At 48.1% G+C, this 21,998-nt stretch carries 18 protein-coding genes, 1 tRNA gene and 1 other RNA gene; 17 read left to right on the top strand and 3 right to left on the bottom strand.

Annotated features, from left to right (window positions below; all coding sequences use genetic code 11):
• The first annotated feature begins 101 nt into the window (after nucleotides 1-101).
• The 3 genes from NtB2_RS06340 (at nucleotide 102) to NtB2_RS06330 (ending at nucleotide 4,425) form a co-directional block, all read left to right on the top strand.
• Nucleotides 102-1,076, top strand: a complete 975-nt coding sequence (locus NtB2_RS06340) for a ribose-phosphate diphosphokinase (RefSeq protein ID WP_109246110.1) — start codon at nucleotides 102-104, stop codon at nucleotides 1,074-1,076.
• A 111-nt stretch (nucleotides 1,077-1,187) separates the two neighbouring features.
• The gene (gene leuS, locus NtB2_RS06335; RefSeq protein ID WP_109246109.1) at nucleotides 1,188-3,668 is read left to right on the top strand and encodes a leucine--tRNA ligase; all 2,481 of its coding nucleotides are present in this window, start codon (nucleotides 1,188-1,190) and stop codon (nucleotides 3,666-3,668) included.
• A 43-nt stretch (nucleotides 3,669-3,711) separates the two neighbouring features.
• A complete protein-coding gene (locus NtB2_RS06330) occupies nucleotides 3,712-4,425 on the top strand; it encodes a demethylmenaquinone methyltransferase (RefSeq protein ID WP_109246108.1) in 714 nt (237 codons plus the stop codon).
• 76 nt (nucleotides 4,426-4,501) lie between these two features.
• On the opposite strand, the gene pta is transcribed toward NtB2_RS06330, so the two are convergent.
• Complete coding sequence (gene pta / locus NtB2_RS06325; protein WP_109246107.1) at nucleotides 4,502-5,479, bottom strand: phosphate acetyltransferase; 978 nt, start codon at nucleotides 5,477-5,479, stop codon at nucleotides 4,502-4,504.
• A 456-nt stretch (nucleotides 5,480-5,935) separates the two neighbouring features.
• Nucleotides 5,936-6,562: a uridine kinase gene (udk, locus tag NtB2_RS06320; RefSeq protein ID WP_109246106.1), complete on the bottom strand. Its 627-nt coding sequence runs from the start codon at nucleotides 6,560-6,562 to the stop codon at nucleotides 5,936-5,938.
• A 128-nt stretch (nucleotides 6,563-6,690) separates the two neighbouring features.
• On the opposite strand from udk, the gene NtB2_RS06315 reads away from it, so the two are divergent.
• The 5 genes from NtB2_RS06315 (at nucleotide 6,691) to NtB2_RS06300 (ending at nucleotide 9,576) form a co-directional block, all read left to right on the top strand.
• Nucleotides 6,691-7,674, top strand: a complete 984-nt coding sequence (locus tag NtB2_RS06315; RefSeq protein ID WP_109246105.1) for a Gfo/Idh/MocA family protein — start codon at nucleotides 6,691-6,693, stop codon at nucleotides 7,672-7,674.
• A gap of 21 nt (nucleotides 7,675-7,695) precedes the next feature.
• Nucleotides 7,696-7,768: transfer RNA gene (locus NtB2_RS06310), tRNA-Arg, on the top strand.
• Between the two features lie 483 nt (nucleotides 7,769-8,251).
• A complete protein-coding gene (locus tag NtB2_RS08645) occupies nucleotides 8,252-8,410 on the top strand; it encodes a hypothetical protein (protein ID WP_165814972.1) in 159 nt (52 codons plus the stop codon).
• A gap of 9 nt (nucleotides 8,411-8,419) precedes the next feature.
• Nucleotides 8,420-9,316 (top strand): hypothetical protein, encoded by an 897-nt coding sequence (locus NtB2_RS06305; protein ID WP_439956813.1) that lies wholly within the window; start codon nucleotides 8,420-8,422, stop codon nucleotides 9,314-9,316.
• Between the two features lie 101 nt (nucleotides 9,317-9,417).
• The gene (locus tag NtB2_RS06300; RefSeq protein ID WP_109246103.1) at nucleotides 9,418-9,576 is read left to right on the top strand and encodes a type II toxin-antitoxin system RelE family toxin; all 159 of its coding nucleotides are present in this window, start codon (nucleotides 9,418-9,420) and stop codon (nucleotides 9,574-9,576) included.
• 92 nt (nucleotides 9,577-9,668) lie between these two features.
• Here the strand turns inward: NtB2_RS06300 and NtB2_RS06295 are convergent, their stop codons facing one another.
• Nucleotides 9,669-10,454 carry a Cof-type HAD-IIB family hydrolase gene (locus tag NtB2_RS06295; protein ID WP_109246102.1) on the bottom strand — a complete coding sequence of 262 codons (786 nt, stop codon included), beginning with the start codon at nucleotides 10,452-10,454 and terminating at the stop codon, nucleotides 9,669-9,671.
• Nucleotides 10,455-10,517: 63 nt separating this feature from the next.
• On the opposite strand from NtB2_RS06295, the gene NtB2_RS06290 reads away from it, so the two are divergent.
• From NtB2_RS06290 to NtB2_RS06250, 9 genes are all read left to right on the top strand, one after another.
• On the top strand, nucleotides 10,518-11,261 hold the full coding sequence (locus tag NtB2_RS06290) for a MurR/RpiR family transcriptional regulator (RefSeq protein WP_109246101.1): 744 nt from the start codon (nucleotides 10,518-10,520) through the stop codon (nucleotides 11,259-11,261).
• An 84-nt stretch (nucleotides 11,262-11,345) separates the two neighbouring features.
• On the top strand, nucleotides 11,346-13,394 hold the full coding sequence (gene malX / locus NtB2_RS06285; protein WP_109246100.1) for a maltose/glucose-specific PTS transporter subunit IIBC: 2,049 nt from the start codon (nucleotides 11,346-11,348) through the stop codon (nucleotides 13,392-13,394).
• Between the two features lie 9 nt (nucleotides 13,395-13,403).
• A complete protein-coding gene (locus NtB2_RS06280; protein WP_109246099.1) occupies nucleotides 13,404-14,579 on the top strand; it encodes a MalY/PatB family protein in 1,176 nt (391 codons plus the stop codon).
• A 105-nt stretch (nucleotides 14,580-14,684) separates the two neighbouring features.
• A complete protein-coding gene (locus NtB2_RS06275) occupies nucleotides 14,685-17,024 on the top strand; it encodes a DNA translocase FtsK (RefSeq protein ID WP_109246098.1) in 2,340 nt (779 codons plus the stop codon).
• Nucleotides 17,021-18,043 carry a DNA polymerase III subunit delta gene (holA, locus tag NtB2_RS06270; RefSeq protein ID WP_109246097.1) on the top strand — a complete coding sequence of 341 codons (1,023 nt, stop codon included), beginning with the start codon at nucleotides 17,021-17,023 and terminating at the stop codon, nucleotides 18,041-18,043. The genes NtB2_RS06275 and holA overlap by 4 nt, the downstream gene beginning before the upstream one ends.
• Nucleotides 18,044-18,155: 112 nt before the next feature.
• Nucleotides 18,156-18,593: a DivIVA domain-containing protein gene (locus NtB2_RS06265; protein ID WP_109246096.1), complete on the top strand. Its 438-nt coding sequence runs from the start codon at nucleotides 18,156-18,158 to the stop codon at nucleotides 18,591-18,593.
• A 29-nt stretch (nucleotides 18,594-18,622) separates the two neighbouring features.
• Nucleotides 18,623-18,990: RNase P RNA component class B (gene rnpB, locus NtB2_RS06260), an RNA gene on the top strand.
• A gap of 90 nt (nucleotides 18,991-19,080) precedes the next feature.
• Nucleotides 19,081-20,238, top strand: a complete 1,158-nt coding sequence (locus NtB2_RS06255; RefSeq protein WP_109246095.1) for a THUMP domain-containing class I SAM-dependent RNA methyltransferase — start codon at nucleotides 19,081-19,083, stop codon at nucleotides 20,236-20,238.
• A 21-nt stretch (nucleotides 20,239-20,259) separates the two neighbouring features.
• The gene (locus NtB2_RS06250) at nucleotides 20,260-21,879 is read left to right on the top strand and encodes a cell division site-positioning protein MapZ family protein (protein ID WP_125194979.1); all 1,620 of its coding nucleotides are present in this window, start codon (nucleotides 20,260-20,262) and stop codon (nucleotides 21,877-21,879) included.
• The last annotated feature ends 119 nt before the right edge of the window (nucleotides 21,880-21,998 follow it).

Here is a 21,998-nt window from a genome sequence, read left to right as displayed (position 1 = left end):
TCTGAGACGATATAGCCCGGCTTGAAAAAATCCCCTATTCAAGGTAAAATATAACTATCTCAATTTCTGATATTTAGCTGTTTATTTAAGAAAGGTAGTCCATGTCCTATTCAAACATGAAGTTGTTTGCCCTCTCGTCAAATCGGGAACTTGCCAAGAAAGTCGCTGCTGAGATTGGCATTGAGCTCGGTAAGGTCGAGGTCCAGTCCTACTCTGATGGAGAAACTGGCATCCAGATTGGCGAGAGTGTGCGTGGAGAGCACGTCTACATCCTCCAGTCTACCAGTGCCCCTGTCAATGACAATCTGATGGAGTTGCAAATCATGATGGATGCTCTCCGGCGTTCTTCAGCAGCCAGCATCAATGTGGTCATGCCCTACTATGGCTATGCCAGACAAGACCGCAAGGCCCGGGCCCGTGAGCCTATCGCCTCAAAGCTGGTGGCCAATGTCCTTCAAAAGACTGGGGCTGACCGCCTCATCACCTTTGACCTCCATGCCCCACAAATTCAAGGTTTCTTCAACATCCCTGTTGACCATCTGGTCGGGGCTCCATTAATTGCAGAATACTTCATCCGCCATGGCCTATCAGCCTCTGACGATCTGGTTGTCGTCTCGCCTGACCACGGTGGCGTGGGCCGTGCCCGCAAGCTTGCGGCCTTCTTGAAGGCTCCGATTGCCATCATTGACAAACGCCGGCCAAAGGCTAATGTGGCGGAAATCATGAACATCATCGGGGACGTCGAAGGCAAGCGTTGTATCCTGATTGACGACATGATTGATACAGCCGGCACCATTACGCTGGCAGCTAATGCCCTCAAGGAACTGGGTGCCACTGAGGTCTACGCCTCATGTACACACGGTGTCCTCTCTGGTCCTGCCATTGACCGGATCACAGCCTCAGGCATCAACAAGCTGGTCGTTCTTGATACGATTGACCTGCCAGAAGCCCATCAGGCCTGCGAGAAGATTGTGCAGATTTCGATTGCTCCGCTCCTGGCTGATGCGATTGTAAGAATCCATGAGCACCGGCCATTGACCCCCCTCTATGAGCCACATGTATTAAAAGAATTTTAAGGAAAAAGTGACCAACAGGTCGCTTTTTTGAAAGCAAAAGGGGCATGAGCCCGGCTTACAATATCGCCTAATTTTTGATATAATTGAAGCAATCTATTTTAAGGAATAACTATGGAATATAATCACAAGCAAATCGAACAAAAATGGCAAAAATACTGGGCGGAGAACCAGACTTTCCGCACTGGAACTGACGCAAGCAAGAAGAATTTCTATGCTTTAGACATGTTCCCTTATCCATCTGGCGCCGGCCTCCACGTTGGCCACCCAGAAGGCTATACAGCGACCGACATCCTCAGTCGCTTCAAGCGGGCACAGGGCTACAATGTCCTTCATCCAATGGGCTGGGACGCTTTTGGCCTGCCTGCTGAAAACTATGCCATGAGCACAGGCAATGACCCAGCTGATTTTACGGCTGAAAACATCGCCAACTTTAAGCGGCAAATCAACGCCCTGGGCTTCAGCTATGACTGGGAGCGTGAAATCAACACGACTGACCCAGAATACTACAAGTGGACCCAATGGATTTTCACCAAGCTCTATGAAAAAGGCCTAGCCTATGAAGCAGAAGTGGCCGTCAACTGGGTCGAAGAACTGGGCACTGCCATCGCCAATGAAGAAGTCCTGCCCGACGGGACCTCTGAGCGTGGCGGCTATCCTGTTGTCCGCAAGCCCATGCGTCAATGGATGCTGAAGATCACAGCCTATGCAGAACGCCTGCTCGAAGACTTGGAAGAAGTCGACTGGCCTGAGTCTATCAAGGAAATGCAACGCAACTGGATTGGGAAATCCAGCGGTGCGGATGTGAACTTTAAGGTCGCAGGGACTGAGCTTGATTTCACGGTCTTTACGACCCGTCCTGATACGCTGTTTGGTGCGACCTACGCCGTCCTTGCCCCTGAGCATCCACTAGTGGACAGCATCAAGACGCCTGAGCAGGCTGAAGCCGTCGACAACTACAAGCACGAAGCCTCCCTCAAGTCTGACCTGGCCCGGACCGACCTGGCCAAAGACAAGACCGGTGTCTTCACAGGTGCCTATGCGGTCAATCCAGTCAACGGTAAGGAAATCCCAATCTGGATTGCCGACTATGTCCTGGCCAGCTACGGCCACGGAGCCATCATGGCTGTACCTGCCCACGATGAACGTGACTGGGAATTTGCGAAGACCTTTGGCCTTGAAATCATTCCTGTCCTTGAGGGCGGCAATGTCGATGAATCAGCTTTCACTGAAGACGGTGTCCACATCAATTCGGACTTTCTGGACGGCCTGGACAAGGCCACAGCCATCGAGAAAATCTTGAGTTGGCTGGAAGAAAAAGAAGTCGGTAGCAAGAAGATTACCTACCGCCTCCGTGACTGGCTCTTCAGCCGTCAGCGTTATTGGGGAGAGCCAATTCCTGTGATTCATTGGGAAGACGGGACTTCGAGCGCTGTCCCTGAAAGCGAACTGCCACTGATTCTGCCAAAGACCAGCGACATCAAGCCTTCAGGTACTGGTGAAAGCCCATTGGCCAATCTGACCGACTGGCTTACCGTCACTCGTGAAGACGGCGTGAAGGGCCGGCGTGAGACTAATACCATGCCACAATGGGCGGGCTCTAGCTGGTATTATCTCCGCTATATTGACCCTAAAAATGACCAGCAATTGGCTGACCCTGAGCTTTTGAAGGCCTGGTTGCCGGTTGACATCTATATCGGTGGGGCTGAGCACGCCGTCCTGCACTTGCTCTACGCCCGTTTCTGGCATAAGTTCCTCTATGACCTTGGTGTCGTACCGACCAAAGAGCCCTTCCAAAAACTCTTTAACCAAGGGATGATTCTGGGGACTTCATACCGTGATAGTCGGGGAGCTTTGGTGGCGACCGATAAGGTTGAAAAACGTGACGGGAAGTTCTTCAATATCGAAAATGGCGAAGCGCTCGAACAGGCTCCAGCCAAGATGTCCAAGTCACTCAAGAACGTCGTCAATCCTGACGATGTCGTTGAACGCTATGGGGCTGATACATTGCGTGTCTATGAGATGTTCATGGGACCGCTCGACGCCAGCATCGCCTGGTCAGAAGAAGGCCTCGAGGGCTCTCGCAAGTTCCTTGACCGGGCTTGGCGTTTGATTACTTCGGCTAGTCTCTCTGATGACAATGATGGCAAGCTCGACAAGGTCTACAACGAGACCGTCAAGAACGTCACAGAGCGACTCGAAGGCATGCTCTTCAATACCGCTATCTCTCAGCTCATGATTTTCGTCAATGCTGCTAATAAGGAAGCAAGCCTGCCTAAGGCCTATGCCAAAGGCTTTGTCCAACTCCTCGCTCCAATCGCCCCACACATGGCAGAAGAGCTCTGGAGCTTCCTCGGCGAGGCTGACGGCATCTCTTATGTGGCTTGGCCAGCTTATGACGAAAGCAAGCTCGTCGAAGCCGAAGTCGAAATCGTCGTCCAAGTCAACGGCAAACTCAAGCAGAAGCTTGTGATTCCAAAGGATACCGACCGGGAGACCATGGGCCAGCTGGCACTGGATGCAGTGAAGCCTGACGGCAATGTTGTGAAGCTTATTGCTGTGCCTAGTAAGTTGGTGAATATTGTTGTGAAATAAGGAAATCTCCCGATTGGGGGGATTTTTTTGCTATACTTAAAACATGACAAATAAGGTAAACCAAGAACGTGTCCATGAAATTTTCAATAAAATCTCAGGAGACTATGACAAGATGAACGCCATCATCAGCTTCCGCCAGCACGACCGCTGGCGGGCAAGCACGATGAAGAAGATGACGATTCCTAAAGCTGGAGCCGTCCTCGACCTCTGCTGTGGGACGGGCGACTGGACCTTTGACCTGGCAGAAGCTGTTGGTCAGGAAGGGCATGTCACTGGTCTTGATTTCTCTGAAAATATGCTCCAAATTGCAGAGAAGAAGCTCATGATGCTATCAGCCCAGGGGCTGAATAATGTCAAGCTGATTCAGGGAGACGCCATGTCGCTGGACTTTGCTGATGACAGTTTTGATGTGGTCACGATCGGCTATGGCCTGCGAAATACGCCCGATTATCTGACCGTCCTCAAAGAAATCCGCAGGGTCCTCAAGCCAGGAGGTCAGGTCGTCTGCATCGACACCTCCCACCCGACGCTGCCGGTCTACAAGCAGGGCTTTGAGCTCTACTTCAAGCATATCATGCCTGCCTTCGGCCGGATTTTTGCCAAGTCCTACAAGGAATACCAGTGGTTGCAAAAGTCAGCCCAGGATTTTCCAGATGCGAAGACGCTTAAAGGCTTGTTTGAGGAAGCTGGATTCAAGGATGTCCGCTACCAGATGTTTGGCGGTGGGGCTGTAGCGGCTCATTTCGGAAAGAAATAGTTTACATAATATAAAGAAAAGAACACAATAAAGCTCCTGCTAGAGGAGCTTTTGTTTTACATCATTTATTAAAAGCTTACATCGCCTGAGCAGCAGTGATAATTGCCAGCTTATAGACGTCCTCTTCATTACAGCCCCGAGAGAGGTCAGAGACAGGCTTGTTCAGGCCTTGCAGAATTGGACCGATAGCTTCAAAGTTTCCGAGGCGTTGGGCAATCTTGTAGCCGATGTTGCCGGCTTGAATGTCTGGGAAGATGAAGACGTTGGCCTTGCCGGCTACCGGACTGTTTGGAGCCTTTTGGCGGGCAACGGATGGCTCAAAGGCCGCATCAAATTGGAGTTCGCCGTCAGCCTGGATTTCTGGATGGGCTTCTTTAAGCAATTTAGTGGCTTCGACCACCTTAGTCACGTCATCAGATTTCCCAGAACCCAAAGTAGAGAAGGACAGCATGGCCACCTTAGGGTCGATGTCGAATACTTCAGCCGTCTGAGCAGAAGCGTAGGCAATGTCAGCCAGCGTTTCAGCATCTGGCTCGATGTTGATGGCACAGTCGCCAAAGATGTATTTTTCATTGTCATCACGGCCCTTGGTCATGATAAAGGCACCAGAAACAGATTTCACACCTGGCTTGGTTTTGATGATTTGCAGGGCAGGCCGGACCGTGTCAGCAGTCGAGTGGATGGCACCAGAGACCATGCCGTCAGCGATGCCCATGTAGACCAGCATGGTGCCAAAGTAGTTAGGGTCTTTCAGGATTTCCTTGGCCTGCTCAGCTGTAGCCTTACCCTTACGCTGTTGAACAAAGAGCTCGATCATGTTGTCAAAGCGACCGCAGTTGTTGGGGTCGTAGATTTCAAAACCTTCAGGGTTAATCCCCCGGGCCTTGAGAGTGTCTGTCACTTCTTGGACATTGCCGATAAAGACTGGTGTGATGAGGTGGTCGGCATTCAGGCGGTTGGCTGCTCCCAAGATACGGGCATCCGTACCTTCAGGGAAGACAATCTTGAGGCCCTTGCCAGAGATTTTAGTCTTTAACGATTCAAAAAGTTCCATGAGTGATTCCTTCTTTCTTTTAATAGCTCTAGTATATCATAAATGAGAAGAAAAGTAAGCGTTTTTTTCGCTTACTTTTCTATGACTAATCGTTCCAGCCAAAGGGCTCCAAGCACTGTGAGGTCACAAGCGAAGCTTCGCTTCCATTGCTAAGTTTGGAGCCTAATGTCTCCAAACTTCCCTTTTTCACAGTGCTTGGAGCCCTTTGGCTTCCACTCATTGTACAATTTTAGACTAGGAATAAATCGAACATAGGAAGCTTAAAACACTAAATTAAGATAAATAACTGGCACGAGTGCAGTGGAGGAAATTCTGAAAAGCACTGTGAAAAAGGCAAATGGCGAGACCGAAAGGGCTCGCCATTTAAGAATGAGTCAGCAAAACTGTCTGCTTCTGTGCCTCACAGTGCTTTTCAGAATTTCCGGAACGAAACGGGACAAATACAGGAGTAAATTCCTAATTCCCCCCCTGAAGAATACTGGCAATTTTAGTAATCAAAATATCCACACCAACAGTATTTGACACCCCTTCGGGGATAATCACATCGGCATAACGCTTAGTGGGCTCGATGAATTGATGATACATGGGTTTGACGGCATTGAGGTATTGGTCGATGACAGAATCTAGCGTCCGGCTCCGCTCTTCGATGTCACGACGGATGCGGCGGATGATGCGGACATCGTCGTCAGTATCGACGAAAATCTTGATGTCCATGAGGTCTCTGAGCTTTTCATTTTCAAGGACCAGGATGCCTTCGACAATGACAACATCGACGGGCTCTTGGCGTTTGGTCTTGTCACTCCGGGTGTGATTGGCATAGTCATAGGTCGGGATATCAACCGCCCGGTCGCTAGAAAGCTCCTTGAGCTGGGCGATGAGGAGGTCGGTGTCAAAGGCCAGCGGGTGGTCATAGTTGGTCTTGGTCCGCTCTTCAAAAGTCAGATTAGACTGATCCTTATAGTAGCTATCATGCTCAATCATGGCAATTTTTTCATTTTCAAAATTATCGAGAATGGCGTGGGAAACAGAGGTTTTACCAGAAGCAGAGCCTCCGGTAACACCGATGATGAGAGGTTTTTTCATTGGTCATCCTTTATATATGAGTTTGTATCCATTTTATCATATTTCCCTCAAATCCACTGAGATGTGAAAATTCAGTCTCCTTTTGATATAATAGAAGAACGAAATTGCAAGTCTATAAGGAGAAAAACATGCTAAAGCTTGGCGTGATTGGTACAGGTTGGATTTCTTCATCATTTGTTGAAGCTGCCCTACTCACAAAGCAATACGATATTGATGCCGTCTATTCAAGGACGCTTGCTGGAGCCGTCTCCTTTACGGAAGACTGGGACCACGTAGCCGTCTACAATGAACTCGGCGAATTTTTCCAGCATGACCTGGATGTCATCTACATTGCAAGCCCTAACAGCCTGCACTTTGAGCATGCCAAGCTCGCTATCGAGGCTGGCCACAATGTCATCGTCGAAAAGCCAGCCTTCTCTAATCCCAAAGAATTGGCAGAAATCATCGCTCTTGCTGAGAGCAAGGGCAAGCTCTTCTTTGAGGCGGCCCGAAACATCCACGAAGATGCCTACAAGAAAATCAAGGACTTCCTGGCGGATAAAGAAGTCATCGGGGCTGATTTTACTTACTCGAAGTACTCGTCTAAGATGCCGGCCCTCCTTGAAGGTAAGAAATTGCCTAATAAATTTAATAAAGCTTTCTCAGGTGGCCTCTTAGCCGATCTCGGTGTCTATATGCTCTACGGCTCTGTTTATTGGTTTGGCAAGCCTGATTCTGCCTATTACAATGCTGTGGTTCTGCCTTCAGGCGTTGACCTTTCAGGCGTGGGTTGCCTTGATTATGGCAATTACAAGGTCGCTGTAAAAAATGCAGGTAATTTTAATAGCTACCTGCCTTCAGAGATTTACACGACGACAGGGACGCTGGTCCTTGATGCCATCTCTGAAATCAAGTCAGCAAAATTCATTGACCTCGAAGGCAATGAAGAAAAGCTCGTCTGCAAGCCAGCCAAGCATAATCTCTATGATGAGGCTGTTGATTTTGCAGGGATTCTCAATGACCCTGCTGGCCAGCAGGCCGCATATCAGGAGCTGATGGACTACGCTCTTGCCGTGGCTGAGACCTCTTACAAGATGCGTGAGCGGGCGGGCATTGTCTATGATGCTGATTAAAAAGGATGAATCCTTTATTTTGATCCCTTAGTTAAGCTGGATATAACAAGAACCTCCTAAGTTCTCGTCGCCGGTTCGAATCCGGCAGGGGTCATTTTGTAGCGTTAGAAGTAAGAAAAGCTCCAGTGGAGCTTTTCTTGCCCTAACGCTCAAAATGAGGTTGTGGATAAGGAAAGTGAAACTTTCCTCTTTCGTGTAGTGTTGGGAGTGAAAAATGTTCCGGGGGACCATTTTTGGCCCCAACAATCAAAATGAGGTTGCAGATAAGGAAAATGCAATTTTCCTCCTTCGTGTAGTGTTGGGAGCCAAAAAAGGTCCGGGAGAACTTTTTTGCCTCAACACTCAAATCCTAAGGCAAGTGCTAGCCTAAGATATTCACTTTTCAAATTCCTTCGCATATTCTATAAGTCCTTGTATTGATTTCACGAAAAAAAAAGGTATATAATGATGATATAGAGAAAAGGCTTTCATAATGACGATTTTATTAAGAATTGAAGCAGCAGATGCAAGACTTTTCAAAAAATATGCTAAATTTAACGGCTAAACATTGAGTGGCTTTATTAAGGGGAGGCTTTTTATGAAAATCAATAAGAAAATCATTAGCACATCGGCAGTAGCCCTCGCAGTGCTTGCTGGCTCTGTGGTCGCTTCAGCAAATGCACAGGCAGATACTGTTTACCGTAACTTCAACTCAGCTACTGGTGAACACCTCTACGCAAGCTATAATGAGTGGTAGACGCTTCCAATCCTTTCTAAATACTGGCATGAAGATACCGTAACCTTTGACGAGCCATCAACGGGTGCGAACGTCTATCGTTTGTATAATCCAGCTTCAGGGGAACATCTCTTCACGACGGATGCTAATGAAAAATCTGTCTTGTCTAGTCAAGGATGGCGTTATGAAAGTGTGGCCTTCCACTCAGGGGGGAAGGTGCCGGTCTACCGTATGTTTAATGCGAAGGCCGGTATCGGTGCTCACTTAAACACTGCGAACGCCAATGAGAAGCAAGTGCTTCAGAGCCAAGGCTGGAAGTATGAAGGCATTGCCTGGTATGCGACGGCTGCTGGAAGTGCGGCTACAACTGGCTCAGGCCCAGCTGCCAGACATGTCTTGTTAAACACCAAGGCTCAGGCTAAGCAAGACGCCATCGATGCTTGGAATCAAATTGATAAAACTAAGTTGGGACAAGCATATACTGCGATTGTAAATGAAAACCAAAAGAAGAATGGCTATACAGTGACGCCATTTTCGTCAGACCTTCAGGCGAATCTTCAAAAGCGGGCGGATTACTTCTGGAATAACAACATTTCGCCTTATCACACCAATAGCTTACCGGGAGCGGACGGAAGCTTGTATCGGGGAACGGTCGGTATAGTTAATCTAACTGGGCAACCTGTACTAGATTATAAATATCTGGCTCAAGTGTTCTATGTCTGGGCAACAGCAAACCAAGCCGACTTTAAACAGATTATGATCAACCCCTCTCACGGACTAGGAGTTGCTGCTCCTAGAAACATCAGTGAACTTCCAGATTCTTCACCAAATTCTGCAGCTGTGAACATGATACGTAAGGATACAAACACAGGAATTTCGTATTATACATACACTAGCGAACTACCTTATATTGAAGTCGCTCACTAATTGTAAACTTTCGCTAAAAAGCACAAGCGGTTAGGCTGGTGCTTTTATTGTGCTTCTGTATACTCTATAGGCGTTTTTTTTGACATCAAGCAAAAGAGATCATGACAAATCTGGAAAACTGCGAAAACCCAAGAATTCACGGGAAAGCTTTGGTTGAGAATCATTCTGGTGAGTGGCGATATCGTATCGGTGATTACCCTGTGCTTGCTCTCATCGATGATGATAATATCAAAATTTCGGTCATCAGAATTGGACACTGAAAGGATGTATATTGAGCTGAGGCTTCGCAAGTGACAGCAAAGTATTGATCATAAGAAAAAAGAGCCAGTCAGACTGGCTCTTTTTGAGATGCTTACAAAATCCCCCAATGCTCAAAAGCATTTACAATCCCATGATCTGTATTTGCTGTCGTCACAAAATCCGCCAGCTCCATCAACTCAGGCACAGCATTGCCCATGGCTGTCTTATGGTCGCAGGCAGAAAGCAAATGCAGGTCATTGCGGCCGTCACCAAAAGCGTAAGTCTCGCCGGTAAATCCGAGGACCTCCTTGAGATGCTTGACGCCCGTCCCCTTATTGGTCGAGATATTGGTGATGTCAATCGAGGTCGGCGTGTTCATAAAGAAATTAAGCTCAGGCACAGCCTCTCTATAGAAATCAACCTGAGAGAGCTGGTCAGTCAGGGCCAGCATCATGTAGACCTCACCTTGCCAGGCCTTTTCAGAATCGACCGCTGGCAGTGGCATGTGAGTATGGCCATAGGCACGCTTGACAAAGTCATTCATCTGGTCGACCCAGTAGCCATTGTCATCATAATAGGCCAGGGCCTCCTGCTGGCTCTGTGCAGCCTCAGCTAGTTTTTTAATGCTCGTTTTGGGAATTGCCTCCTTATAGAGCACCTCGCCGTCCAAGACGATGTACTGGCCGTTCATGGCAATGGCTCCAGTGATGCCAGTGGCCTCCATGATAGGGCCCAGCTCAAAGTGGCCCCGCCCAGTCGCAATTAGTGGCAACACACCATTTTCACGAATCTTAGCGATGGCCCAAGCCACCTCAGCGTCGACCTTGCTCTCTGCATTTAAGAGGGTGCCATCCAGGTCAAAAAAGGCCAGGGCCCGGTAGTCTGTGATTTTTTTCATAGCTCTATTTTAACATAAAATTTGCTATAATTTTCTACAGATAAGAAAGAGAAAGGATCCCTTATGCTGACCTTTTATGAGCGGGTAAAAAACGCTGAAGACCGCTTGACAGAGCTAGAAGAGGGTATTGTTGATTATGTCCTGAAGCATCAGACAGCAGTCAGCCAGGAAAAAATCGCAAGCCTGGCCTCACAATTCTATACGGTCCCCAACACCATCAGTCGCCTGGTCCATAAGTTGGGCTATGAGTCCTTCAGTGAATTTCGCCATGCACTGAAAGCTGAAGTCGAGGAGCAACACTATAAAAGCGAGCAGGAAAAGGCCATCCTCAAAAACCTTGAATTGGCCCGCTCAGATAAGTTAACTAAGATAGCAGAGCAGATTTCAAAGGCAAAAGCGGTCAACTTTTATGCTTCAGACCAGACGGGTCTCTTGACCAAGCTGGCCGTCCAGTCTTTCTATGCCCTAGATGACAAGTTTCAATTTTACGATTATGAAAAAGAGCTGAGACGGCGGATGAGTTCAAAGAAGGATGAGGTATTTTTCTTAGTTTCCATGTCCGGAGAAACACAGTCTGTCCTTGATCTTGCTGTCTTTTGTAAGGAGCAGGGCCATCGCCTCATCAGTTTGACCAATCTGACAGATAATCCACTGTCTAGGCTGGCTGACGAGGCCCTCTATTGCTTATTACAGGAGGAAGAAATCAACGGCTACGATGTGACCGATAAGACTGCCCTCATGATTATTCTAGAAGCCCTCTTTAGAAAATGCTGTGTAATTTTACACGAAAAAGAAGCCCTCGATTAAATTGAGGTGTTTTTTTAGCTCTTTTCAAGAAAGTGCTTTCATTTCAGTTATAATGGACTCATAATAAAATGAAAGGATGATGTTATGACAGTGAACTTATTCGCCCCATTTTCTGGGGAATTGATGGCCTTAACATCCGTATCAGACGAGACCTTTGCTTCCAAGATGATGGGAGATGGCCTTGCCATCAAGCCTGAAACAGACGAAATCTACGCCCCAGTCACAGGAAGGATTGAAGTCATGCAAAAGCATGCTCTGGGCTTTAGCCTGAAAGGAGGCCTCGAGGTCCTGCTCCATATCGGCATTGACACTGTAGCTCTCCCAGATGAGGTCTTTGTCTATTCGGTAAAAGCAGGAGACGAGGTTACAGCAGGACAAGTCATCGGACGGGTCGACTGGCAGGCTGTAGATAACGCTGGACTAGAGCGAACGACCATGCTGGTCGTGACCAATTCAGCTGATAAACTAGAAAAGTTGACAGCTAAGAAAGGGACAGTCAAGGCGGGCGAAGCCTGTGCAGAATTGCTAATCAAGGGAGCAACAGAAGCAAAAACAGTGAAAAAGCCAATAGCGAAAAAGCAGAAGTTCAAACTCGGAGGCTTTTTCCAAGAACTCGGCAAGACCTTTATGCTCCCCGTCGCCCTCATGGCCTTTATGGGCCTGATGCTAGGGCTTGGTTCATCCTTCTCAAGTCCATCGACGATTGATGCCTTTCCATTTTTAGGCAACAGTGTCCTGCAGGTCATTTTCAGGTTCTTAGGAGCCATTGGTGGCTTTGCCTTTAGCAATTTGCCGGTCATGTTTGCCATGGCCATTCCGCTTGGCCTGGCCAAGAAGGAAAAAGGCGTTGCTGCTTTCTCAGGCTTTGTCGGCTACATGGTTATGAATCTGTCGATCAATTTCTTTTTGACAGAGACAGGTCATCTGGCTAAGGAAGAGCTGATGCAAAAGGCGGGGCAAGGCATGGCCCTCGGTGTTCAGACCATTGAAATGGGCGTGCTTGGTGGGATTATCACAGGGATTATTGTCTACAATCTTCATAAGAAATTTTATAATATCCAGCTCTCGGACAGTTTTGCCTTCTTTGGTGGGCCACGTTTTGTGCCGATTATCAGCTCGCTTGTTATGGCCATCGTCGGCATTATCATTCCATTTATCTGGCCTCTCTTTGCCTTCTTGATTGGTCAGGTGGGAAGATTGATTCAGTCAGCCGGAGTCTTTGGGCCGTTCTTATTCTTCTCAGGCGAACGCCTTCTCTTGCCTTTTGGACTCCATCATATCCTGGTGGCAACCATCCGCTTTACACAGGCAGGTGGCTCTGCCATGATTAACGGTCATGAAGTTTTCGGTGCCCTCAATATCTTCTATGCTGAGCTCCAAAACCATCTGCCAATCTCAGGCCGTGTGACGTCGTTCTTGTCACAAGGGAAGATGCCGACTTTCATGTTCGGTCTGCCTGGTGCAGCTTTGGCCATGTACCATACTGCCAAGCCTGAAAATCGTAAGAAGATTAAAGGGCTCTTGATTTCAGGTGTGATTGCGACCTTCGTGACGGGGATTACTGAGCCCATCGAGTTTCTCTTCCTCTTTATCAGTCCCTTCCTCTGGATTTTCCACGTCATCATGACGGGTGCTGGTGCCCTGGTCGTTTCCCTCCTGGGTGTGAAAATCGGAAATACTGATGGTGGCATCCTCGACTTCCTCATCTTTGGGGTCATGCAGGGTGGCTATACCAAGTGGTATCTAATTCCTCTTGTTGGTGTCATCTGGTTCTTCCTTTACTATTTCATCTTTAAGAAGGTGATTCTCTGGAAAAATCTCAAGACACCGGGACGTGAAACCCAGCTTGAGCCGGAGTACTCTGATGAAGAGCTGAGCAATAATGGTACTGCCAATTCTGAATACGATGCCCCAGCTATTCTTTCGGCTCTGGGTGGCAAGGAAAATATCGAGAGCTTGGATAACTGTATTACTCGTTTGCGTCTGATTTTGAAAGATGGCAATATTGTCGATGATGCAAAACTCATGAGTCTCGGAGCTCTAGGTGTTGTTCACCTGGATGATACCAGCCTTCAGGTCATTATCGGAACCAAGGTTACGACGGTCAGAAATGCCCTCGACCAGCTGATTTAGAGGTGACCTATGAATTTTGACGAAATTATCGACCGGAGAAATACCTACTGTACCCAGTGGGACTACATTGAAGACCGTTTTGGTGAGGCAGACCTCCTGCCATTTACCATTTCAGATACAGACTTCGCTGTCCCCGAGCCAGTGAGTCGAAAGCTCCTAGAACGCCTGCAACATCCTATCTTTGGCTATACTCGCTGGAAGCACCCGCATTTTAAGCAGGCTGTCAAAGGCTGGTTTGACAAGCGTTTTGACTTAGACATTAATGAAGACTGGATTCTTTATAGTCCTGCCGTGATTTATTCGCTGGCCCAGCTGATTGAATTAAAATCTGCCGAAGGAGAAGGGGTCATCATGCAAACACCTGCCTATGATGCCTTTTTCAAGACCATCAAGGCAAATGGCAGACAATGCGTCGAGAATCCCTTGATTTATGAAGATGGAAGCTACAGCATTGATTTTGACGGCCTCGAAGCCCTGATGGCTGATGAAAACAACAAAATCCTCCTGCTTTGTTCTCCCCACAATCCGACGGGGAGGGTCTGGACGAGCACAGAGCTTGAACGCCTTATCCAGCTCTGTGAGACTTATGATGTTTTTCTAATCTCTGATGAAATCCACATGGACATCCTGAGAAAAGATAAAAAGCATCATCCTATTTTAGAAATCTGCCAGAAAAACGTCGCCCTTTTGAGCTCTGCCAGCAAGACCTTTAACTTCCCAGGCCTGGTATTCTCCTACCTTTTGATACCAGATGAGGCGTTAAGATTGGCCTTTAGCAGACAGCTGAAGGAAAAGGACGGGCTCTCTTCGACCAGCATCCTGGGCATGGAAGCGACCATCACAGCTTATCAGGAGGCAGACAGCTTTCTGGACGAGCTCAATGCCTATATCGGAGAAAATCAAAAGCTTGTGAGAGCCTTTCTTGAGGAGCATCTGCCTGAAATAAAACTTGTACCACCAGAAGCCAGCTACCTGCTCTGGCTTGATGTAAGCCAGTTAGGCTTTAGCATGGCCGAGCTTCAAGAAAACCTAATCAAAGTCGGAAAGGTCGCCATCATGGACGGTGGGCTCTACGGCGATACTGGGCGTGATTTTATCCGGCTAAATATAGGATGTTCCAAAGAAAAGCTTCAGCAGGGCTTGGAGGGGCTCTTAAAGAGTATTACTGCCTTGAAAAATTCCTGAAGAAAAAGTGTCTTAGTTGTTGATAACTAGGACACTTTTTTCTTCAAAAGCCCCTATTTCAAATATGTTATAATAAAGCTAATACCATCCCGAGAAAGTGAAGTTATGCCAGCCAAGAAAAAACCAGCTCAGAAGAAGAGTCCAGCCAAGAAAAGCACTAAGTCAAAAAGTAGCCGGACCTCTGCCAAGAAAAATAGAGCAGCCACTGAAAAGATGATTGCCTTTTTAATTGCCCTCTTTTTGATTTTCTTTGCCCTGACGAGATTGGGGATTTTTGGCCTCCTTCTCTATAATATTAGTCGCTTGCTCACAGGCTCACTGGCTATTTTGGCCCTGCTTTTGACGGCGGCTTATATGATTGTCCGGGTCTTCAAGAAGGACTTTTTCGCAGAGCACAAGCGATTGCTGCCAGGAAGCCTGCTGGTCTTCGTCTCCCTCCTCCTCTTTTTTGCCTATGAGCTGGACAGAAAGACCGGCCTCAACAACCCTTGGATCCTCCTGACTAGCGATCTGACGCATTTTAAGGTCAGTCATTTTGCAGGTGCTGGCATGCTGGGAGCCCTCTTTTATATTCCGGGCAAGACCATCTTTTCTGAGATTGGGGTCATCATCGTCGCTGTACTTTTGCTCCTGATAGGCCTCTATCTGATGATGCCAAGCCTGGTCAGCAAGGCTAGAGTCGCCCTGAAAGAAAGCTACGCGAAAAGTCAGGAGAAAAAGGCAGAAGCCAAGCGACAGGCTGAGCTGGATGCTCAAAATGAAAAGCTCAAAGCTATCACGACGCCTGAGCCAGTGATTCAAGAAGGGGTCATCCAAGAGCCGGCTATTCCAGAAGTCACTGAGCCAGAAAAATTTGAAGTCCCTATCGATATTCCTGTGCCTCCATTTATGGAAAATCAGCTTGAAGAAGTCACTGAGGAAGAAGTATTTCCAGCAACGGAAACAGAGATTGACTTTGCTCCTGAGGCCTTTCAGAGAAGATACGCTCTGCCTACGATTGACCTGATGGCTGAAGTGCCGATTAAAAACCAATCTGGCGAACGGGAGCGGGTTCGGACCAATATCAAGGTCCTGGAAGAAACCTTCAAGTCCTTTGGGATTGCGGCGACGGTCGAATCTGCTGTCGTGGGACCCTCTGTGACCAAATATGAAATCAAGCTGGCGACCGGTGTCAAGGTCTCCCGTGTCGTCAATCTCTCTGACGACCTGGCCCTGGCCCTGGCCGCACAGGATGTCCGGATTGAAGCCCCTATTCCAGGCAAATCACTGGTCGGAATTGAAATTCCAAATGCGGAAGTAGCCACCGTTGGCTTCCGTGAGCTCTGGGAAAACGGCAAGACAGACCCAGCCAAGCTCATTGAAGTCCCGCTCGGCAAGGCCCTTGACGGGACCATCAAGACCTTTGATTTGGCCCGGATGCCCCACTTGCTGGTCGCAGGTTCGACCGGCTCAGGGAAGTCTGTCGCCGTCAACGGCATCATTACCTCCATCCTGATGAAGGCCCATCCGACTGAGGTCAAATTCCTCATGGTGGACCCTAAGATGGTCGAGCTCTCTGTCTACAATGACATTCCCCATCTCCTGATTCCTGTCGTGACCAATCCCCGCAAGGCCGCACGGGCCCTGCAGAAGGTGGTCGACGAGATGGAAGACCGCTATGAAAAATTTTCTGCTTCAGGCGTGAGAAACCTGGAAGGCTACAATGCTAAGATTGAGCAGTTTAATGCTCAGTCAGAAGAAAAGATGATGCCACTGCCTTTGATTGTCGTCATCGTCGATGAGCTGGCCGACCTGATGATGGTGGCCTCTAAAGAAGTCGAAGATGCCATCATTCGGCTGGGTCAAAAGGCCCGTGCAGCTGGGATTCACATGATTCTGGCCACACAACGGCCTTCTGTTGATGTTATCAGCGGTCTGATTAAGGCCAATGTGCCGTCTCGTGTTGCCTTTGCCGTCTCATCTGGGACCGACAGCCGGACCATCATTGACCAAAATGGGGCTGAAAAATTGCTCGGCCGGGGCGATATGCTCTTTAAGCCCATCGATGCCAATCATCCGATGCGGCTCCAAGGGGCCTTTCTCTCTGACGATGACGTTGAAGCCGTCGTGACCTTCATCAAGAATCAGTCAACCGCTGAATACGACGAGCGCTTTGACCCAGGAGAGGCAGCAGAAGACGACAATCGGACTGCTGGCTCGACAGCTGGCGGAGGCCTATCTGGCGACTATGCCGACCCCCTCTTTGAGCAGGCCAAGACCATGGTCATCACAGCTCAAAAGGCCTCAACTGCCCAACTCCAGCGGGCACTTAAAATCGGCTTTAACCGAGCCAGCGAACTCATGGCTGACTTGGAGTCCGCCGGTGTCGTAGGGCCAGCCAAGGGGACCACACCAAGAAAAGTCCTCATCACAGCCGATGGGGAGATTCAAGAGGAAAATCAATGACCGCCTTTGACGACTTTGAAAAAATGAAGAAAACAGGCCTGCCGGAGATATTAGTGATCTATGGCGAAGAACAGGCCATGGTTCAGGAGCTCAAAGAGCAGTTCCTGAGCTGGGTCAACTACGACCCGGCTGATATGGCCCAGAGCTATTTTGATTTGGCAAGCAGCGACCGGGACCTGGCCCTAGAAGAATTAGAAAGTCTACCTTTCTTTTCTGACAGCCATCTCGTGATTTTTGAAAATTTAAGCAATGTCACGACGGTCAAGAAAAAGGTTTTTGACGACAAGCAGATGGCCCGCTTTGAGAGCTATTTAGGAAATCCGTCAGAGACGACCCAGCTGGTCATCATCCTCTCTGGCAAACTGGACAACCGCCTCAAGGCGACCAAGCTTCTAAAGAAGTCAGCCAGTCTAATAGAAGCCAAGGAGCTGAATCCCAAAGAGCTGGCCAGCTATTTTAGCAGGCAGACCAACTGGCCAACTGCCCCTTTGAATAAGATTTTTGAAAAGTCTAATTTCAGCTTTTCAGTCATCAAGCAGAATATCGAGCTAGTCAAGACCTATATCGGGGACAAGGAAATCAGCCTCGAAGCCATCGAAAAGGCTGTGCCAAAGTCTCTTCAGGACAATGTCTTTGACCTGACCAGCATGATTTTTTCAGGCAGAATCGAGCAAGCCAGGAGCCTGGTTGCTGACCTGAGACTGCAAGGCCAAGAGCTCATCCAGATTCTTGCCATTCTCAATAATAACTTCAGACTTTATTATAAAGTCGCCCTCATGAGGGAAAGAGGCTGGTCAGAACAGCAACAAGTTGACTTTCTCAAGGCCAATGGAAATCCCAGACAGCACCCCTATCCTGTAAAGCTGGCCAATCAGGCCGTGAGTCGCATGGCTAAGGGAAAACTGGCCACTGGTCTTCAGATTTTGGTTGACTTGGACTATCAACTGAAATCGTCGTCTGCTAACAAGGACTTTCTCTTTGACCTGGCCCTCATAAAGTTATCTGAAAAAAAGGCCTGAGGCCTATTTTTTTATGTAAATTTTTTCTTGAAAATAAAAATTTTTTTTGATAAGATAGATTATAAGGTTTACAGCCCTGTAAATTATGAATATGAGATAAGAGGATATAACAATGGCAGACTTCAAATATACACCTAAAGACATCTATGAAGCAGACTTCGACAAGAAGATGCGTGGTTACGACCCTGAGCAAGTTGATGAACTTTTGGATGATGTCATTGCCGATTATGAGACCTTCCAGGCTGAAATGCTCCGTCTGGAAGAAGAAAATGAATTCTTGAAGAAGAAGGTCATTGCCCTTGAAAGCCAAGCCAGCCAGGCTTCTTCAACACCAAATGACGCCAATATGGGCGACACACAACGCTTCAATCCGAGCCAGCTTTCACAGGCTGCAGTGACTCCAGTTGCTCCAACGCCAACGCCAGCTCCAACTGCCAAGCCAGAAATCACTAACCCAAGTAATTTTGAGTTGCTCAAGCGAATCAACCGCTTGGAGCAGGCAGTCTTTGGCTCTAAGGGCCGTGAAGCAGCAGCTTCAGCTGTTGAATAAGGGATTGAATAAGCTTTTTTAACAAAACAGTTTTCGGATAATCGCGTGCAGGTGACTGCATGAGGAAAGTCCATGCTCGCACGGGCTGTGATGCCCGTAGTGTTTGTGCTTGCTGAAACAATAAGGCAAGGTAGCTGCGTCACAGCTAACGGCTGCAATCAGGCTAAGTCTTAGGATATGCTGACATTGCTGTAAAAGTGCCAAAGAGACGAGCCGACAAGGAAACCTGTCGGAGTGGAACGTGGTAAACCCCTCAAGCGAGCAACCCAAACTTATGGTCGGGGCACTTGACTAGGCGAAACGAAGCCGTGGTCGAGGCGATATTTTATCGCAGACAGATGATTATCGAAGGCAGGGCCTGCAAAGACCCTGCTGGAACAAAACATGGCTTATAGAAAACTGTATGACAGCGGCTGGAGCGTGAGCTCTGGTCATTTTTTTAGAAGAATAACTACTCAATATATTATGTAAAAAGAATGAGAGATGAATGAAAAAACAATTCAAATTGAATGCGACCGCAGCTGCCGGGATTGAAAGCCTGGTGGCCCGTGAATTGAAGGACTTGGACTTTGAAAATGTTCAGATTGATGACCGCTCACGGGTCTTCTTTGAAGGCGGATTGGACAGTATTGCCAAGGCTAATCTCTGGTTGCGGACGGCTGACCGGGTCAAGATTGTAGTCGGAGAGTTCAAGGCTAAGAGCTTTGAAGAGCTCTTTGACAAGGTATATGCCCTGGACTGGGAAGAGTACATTCCCTTTGGCTCTGCCTTTCCAGTATCTAAGGCCAAGGCTATCAAGTCGACTTTGCACAATGAACCCAGCGTTCAGTCGATTACTAAGAAGGCCATTGTCAAGAAACTTCAGACCCAGTACCATCGTCCTGAAGGGGTACCGATTCCTGAAAACGGCCCAGTCTTCAGTATTGAAATCGCACTTTATAAGGATGTCGCAACACTTTATATTGACACGACTGGAGATTCTCTATTTAAGCGGGGCTACCGTCAGGAAAAGGGGGAGGCACCACTCAAGGAAAATATGGCTGCCGCCATCATCAAGATGACCAACTGGTTGGCCAATCCTAAACGGCCACTGGTTGACCCGACTTGTGGTTCTGGGACCTTCACGATTGAGGCCACCATGGCGGCACTGAATATGGCACCTGGCCTACACCGGAAGTTTGCTGCTGAGAGTTGGCCTTGGATGGATGAAGCCGTCTTTAATCAGGCACGCAATGAAGCCAGGGCTGCTAAGCGAGAAGACCTAGAGCTTGATGTCCAAGGCTTTGACATTGACGGCAAGATGGTTGCCATTGCCAAAAGTAATGCATTTGCGGCCGGCCTAGGCGATGTGATAAAATATAAGCAAATGAGATTGCAAGACTTTAAGTCTGAAGCCTTAGACGGCGTCATCATCTCCAACCCTCCTTACGGGGAGCGGATGGGCGATGAAGAGGCAGTCATCCAGCTTTATAAGGAGATGGGCGAGACCTTTGCCCCGATTGAGACTTGGAGCAAGTACATCTTGACCAGCGACCTCCAGTTTGAAGGCCACTATGGTCAAAAGGCAACTAAAAAACGCAAACTTTATAATGGAACCCTGCGTACTGATCTCTACATGTATTTTGGAAAACGCATCAAGCACTGATTTATTTAACAGGGGATGAAGATGAGCAAGAAGAAAAATAAAAATCATAATACAAATAAGAAAAAACAGGCTGAAAAGGTCCTCAAAATGGAGGATGCCTCAAACCTGACCGTGGGCGAAGTCTTGGAAAAAACCGAGGCCATCAACCAGGAAAATGCAGGCAATGCCAATCCTTTAGACAAGTATATCCAGAGCCACCGCAAGGAAATCGAAGAGGCGAAAAACCGGGACCTGGACAGCTTTATCTCTGGGGAACGTGAAAAAGTCGAAGCTAAGAAGGCTGGAAATAAAGAGGCGGTCAAGAAGGCAGCAGCTATTTTGGGACTTGCTGGTGTTGAGGCCGGAGCTGAAGCTGTGAAGGCAACAGAAGAAGCGAAAAAAGAAGAGCTTCAGCCAGAAAGTAAGGAAACGAAAACCGATTCAGCAGATGCAAAATCAGCTGAGCTTGATAAGGTCGAAGTCGAAGACAAGGGGACTGAAAAAGCTGTAGCAGGAGCTGTAGCTGGGGCAGTGGCTATGGATGAGGTCAAGGTCTCAGCCGATGCTGAAAAGCCTAAAGAAACTGTATCTAAAGATGAAGCTCCTGCAGAAGCTGAAGAAAGTTCTAAAGATTCGGCTGAAAGCGAAGCTCCAAGTAAGGAAGCAGAAAGTCAAGGCAAGAAATCTAAAAAAGCTCCAATCATCATCGCTGCAGCCGCAGTCCTGGTCCTCGGAGCAGGAGCCTTCGGCATTTCCCAAAGCAATCTGGTCAAGGGCAACAAGCCTGTCAGTACCACAAGCACAAGCAATAAGAGCATGTCAGACTTTTTTAATCATTACAAGGCCTTCTTTTCTGATGATAAGCAGACCATGCTCTTAAACAGCAAATTTGACAAGCTCCCAGACCTTGAAAAGGAAATCTCAGCTCTCAAGGATTCAGACCAGCCTAATGCCAAGGCTGAGTACAAGAACCTTAAAGAACAGATAGATGCTATCAAGGAAGTCAATGCCCTCTTTGATAAGCCGGCTTTGGTGGATGGCAAGCTCGATAGCACAGCCAAGGTCAAGGATGGTGTAAGCATTCCAGAGATGCATAATACCTCCAATGTGGTCTTGAATAAACTCTTGAGCCAGGTCATCGAGCAGGCCAAGAGCCAGCAAGCTCAAGCCAAGACCGCTGCCTCTCAGGCAGCGGAAGCCAAGGCCTCAAGCGAAGCAGCTGCAGCTGCAGCTCAGGCTACTGCCAGTCAGCAAGAGGCTGAGCAGGCTGAAAGCTCAACGACAACAAGTCAGAGCGACCAGTCGTCAAGTCAGACGAGTGAAGTGACAGCTTCTGCCGGAAGTACAGCTCAAAACCCAACAGGAGTAGCTGTCGACAATGCTTCAGCCCGGGTACAACCCCAGGCTGGCGTCGATACCTCAGACCCTGCCTTCAACTGGGCACCAGGCGTGCTTGAAAACATCCTGAACATCTGTCGCCAACGTGGCTATTTCACAGGCGATAACTATATCCTCCAGCCTGTCGCCATTCATACGACCAAGGCTGGTGTTGTCAGCGGTTACTATAACCTCTATAAGGCCGACGGCTCTTACCTGGTTTCGATCAACTGTAAGACAGGTTATTGGTTTGGGACTTCTAAGGGATTGCCACTTGATTATTAAAAAAGTTGTTGTTTCTTAAAAATGAGGAATGAGTGTAGTGAAGGTGAGTCTGAAGGGCTCGCCTTTTAGCAATGAAAGAGAAGCTTTGCTTTGTCCCATGCGACTGACTGCTTTAGCAG

It is taken from the genome of Lactococcus termiticola (genome assembly GCF_003116835.1).
GTDB lineage: Bacteria > Bacillota > Bacilli > Lactobacillales > Streptococcaceae > Lactococcus > Lactococcus termiticola.
Note: the sequence above shows the minus strand (reverse complement) of the source record. Positions and strands in the feature narration are given on the sequence as shown.

What these genes read in the sequence shown, in the direction of transcription:
- udk (WP_109246106.1), bottom strand. Translation starts at nt 6,562, where the DNA reads ATGAAAAAACCTCTCATCATCGGTGTTACCGGAGGCTCTGCTTCTGGT.
- holA (WP_109246097.1), top strand. Translation starts at nt 17,021, where the DNA reads ATGACCGCCTTTGACGACTTTGAAAAAATGAAGAAAACAGGCCTGCCG.
- NtB2_RS06265 (WP_109246096.1), top strand. Translation starts at nt 18,156, where the DNA reads ATGGCAGACTTCAAATATACACCTAAAGACATCTATGAAGCAGACTTC.
- NtB2_RS06315 (WP_109246105.1), top strand. Translation starts at nt 6,691, where the DNA reads ATGCTAAAGCTTGGCGTGATTGGTACAGGTTGGATTTCTTCATCATTT.
- NtB2_RS06300 (WP_109246103.1), top strand. Translation starts at nt 9,418, where the DNA reads ATGACAAATCTGGAAAACTGCGAAAACCCAAGAATTCACGGGAAAGCT.
- NtB2_RS08645 (WP_165814972.1), top strand. Translation starts at nt 8,252, where the DNA reads ATGAAAATCAATAAGAAAATCATTAGCACATCGGCAGTAGCCCTCGCA.
- NtB2_RS06290 (WP_109246101.1), top strand. Translation starts at nt 10,518, where the DNA reads ATGCTGACCTTTTATGAGCGGGTAAAAAACGCTGAAGACCGCTTGACA.
- NtB2_RS06295 (WP_109246102.1), bottom strand. Translation starts at nt 10,454, where the DNA reads ATGAAAAAAATCACAGACTACCGGGCCCTGGCCTTTTTTGACCTGGAT.
- NtB2_RS06330 (WP_109246108.1), top strand. Translation starts at nt 3,712, where the DNA reads ATGACAAATAAGGTAAACCAAGAACGTGTCCATGAAATTTTCAATAAA.
- pta (WP_109246107.1), bottom strand. Translation starts at nt 5,479, where the DNA reads ATGGAACTTTTTGAATCGTTAAAGACTAAAATCTCTGGCAAGGGCCTC.
- leuS (WP_109246109.1), top strand. Translation starts at nt 1,188, where the DNA reads ATGGAATATAATCACAAGCAAATCGAACAAAAATGGCAAAAATACTGG.
- NtB2_RS06275 (WP_109246098.1), top strand. Translation starts at nt 14,685, where the DNA reads ATGCCAGCCAAGAAAAAACCAGCTCAGAAGAAGAGTCCAGCCAAGAAA.
- NtB2_RS06280 (WP_109246099.1), top strand. Translation starts at nt 13,404, where the DNA reads ATGAATTTTGACGAAATTATCGACCGGAGAAATACCTACTGTACCCAG.
- NtB2_RS06340 (WP_109246110.1), top strand. Translation starts at nt 102, where the DNA reads ATGTCCTATTCAAACATGAAGTTGTTTGCCCTCTCGTCAAATCGGGAA.
- NtB2_RS06255 (WP_109246095.1), top strand. Translation starts at nt 19,081, where the DNA reads ATGAAAAAACAATTCAAATTGAATGCGACCGCAGCTGCCGGGATTGAA.
- NtB2_RS06250 (WP_125194979.1), top strand. Translation starts at nt 20,260, where the DNA reads ATGAGCAAGAAGAAAAATAAAAATCATAATACAAATAAGAAAAAACAG.
- malX (WP_109246100.1), top strand. Translation starts at nt 11,346, where the DNA reads ATGACAGTGAACTTATTCGCCCCATTTTCTGGGGAATTGATGGCCTTA.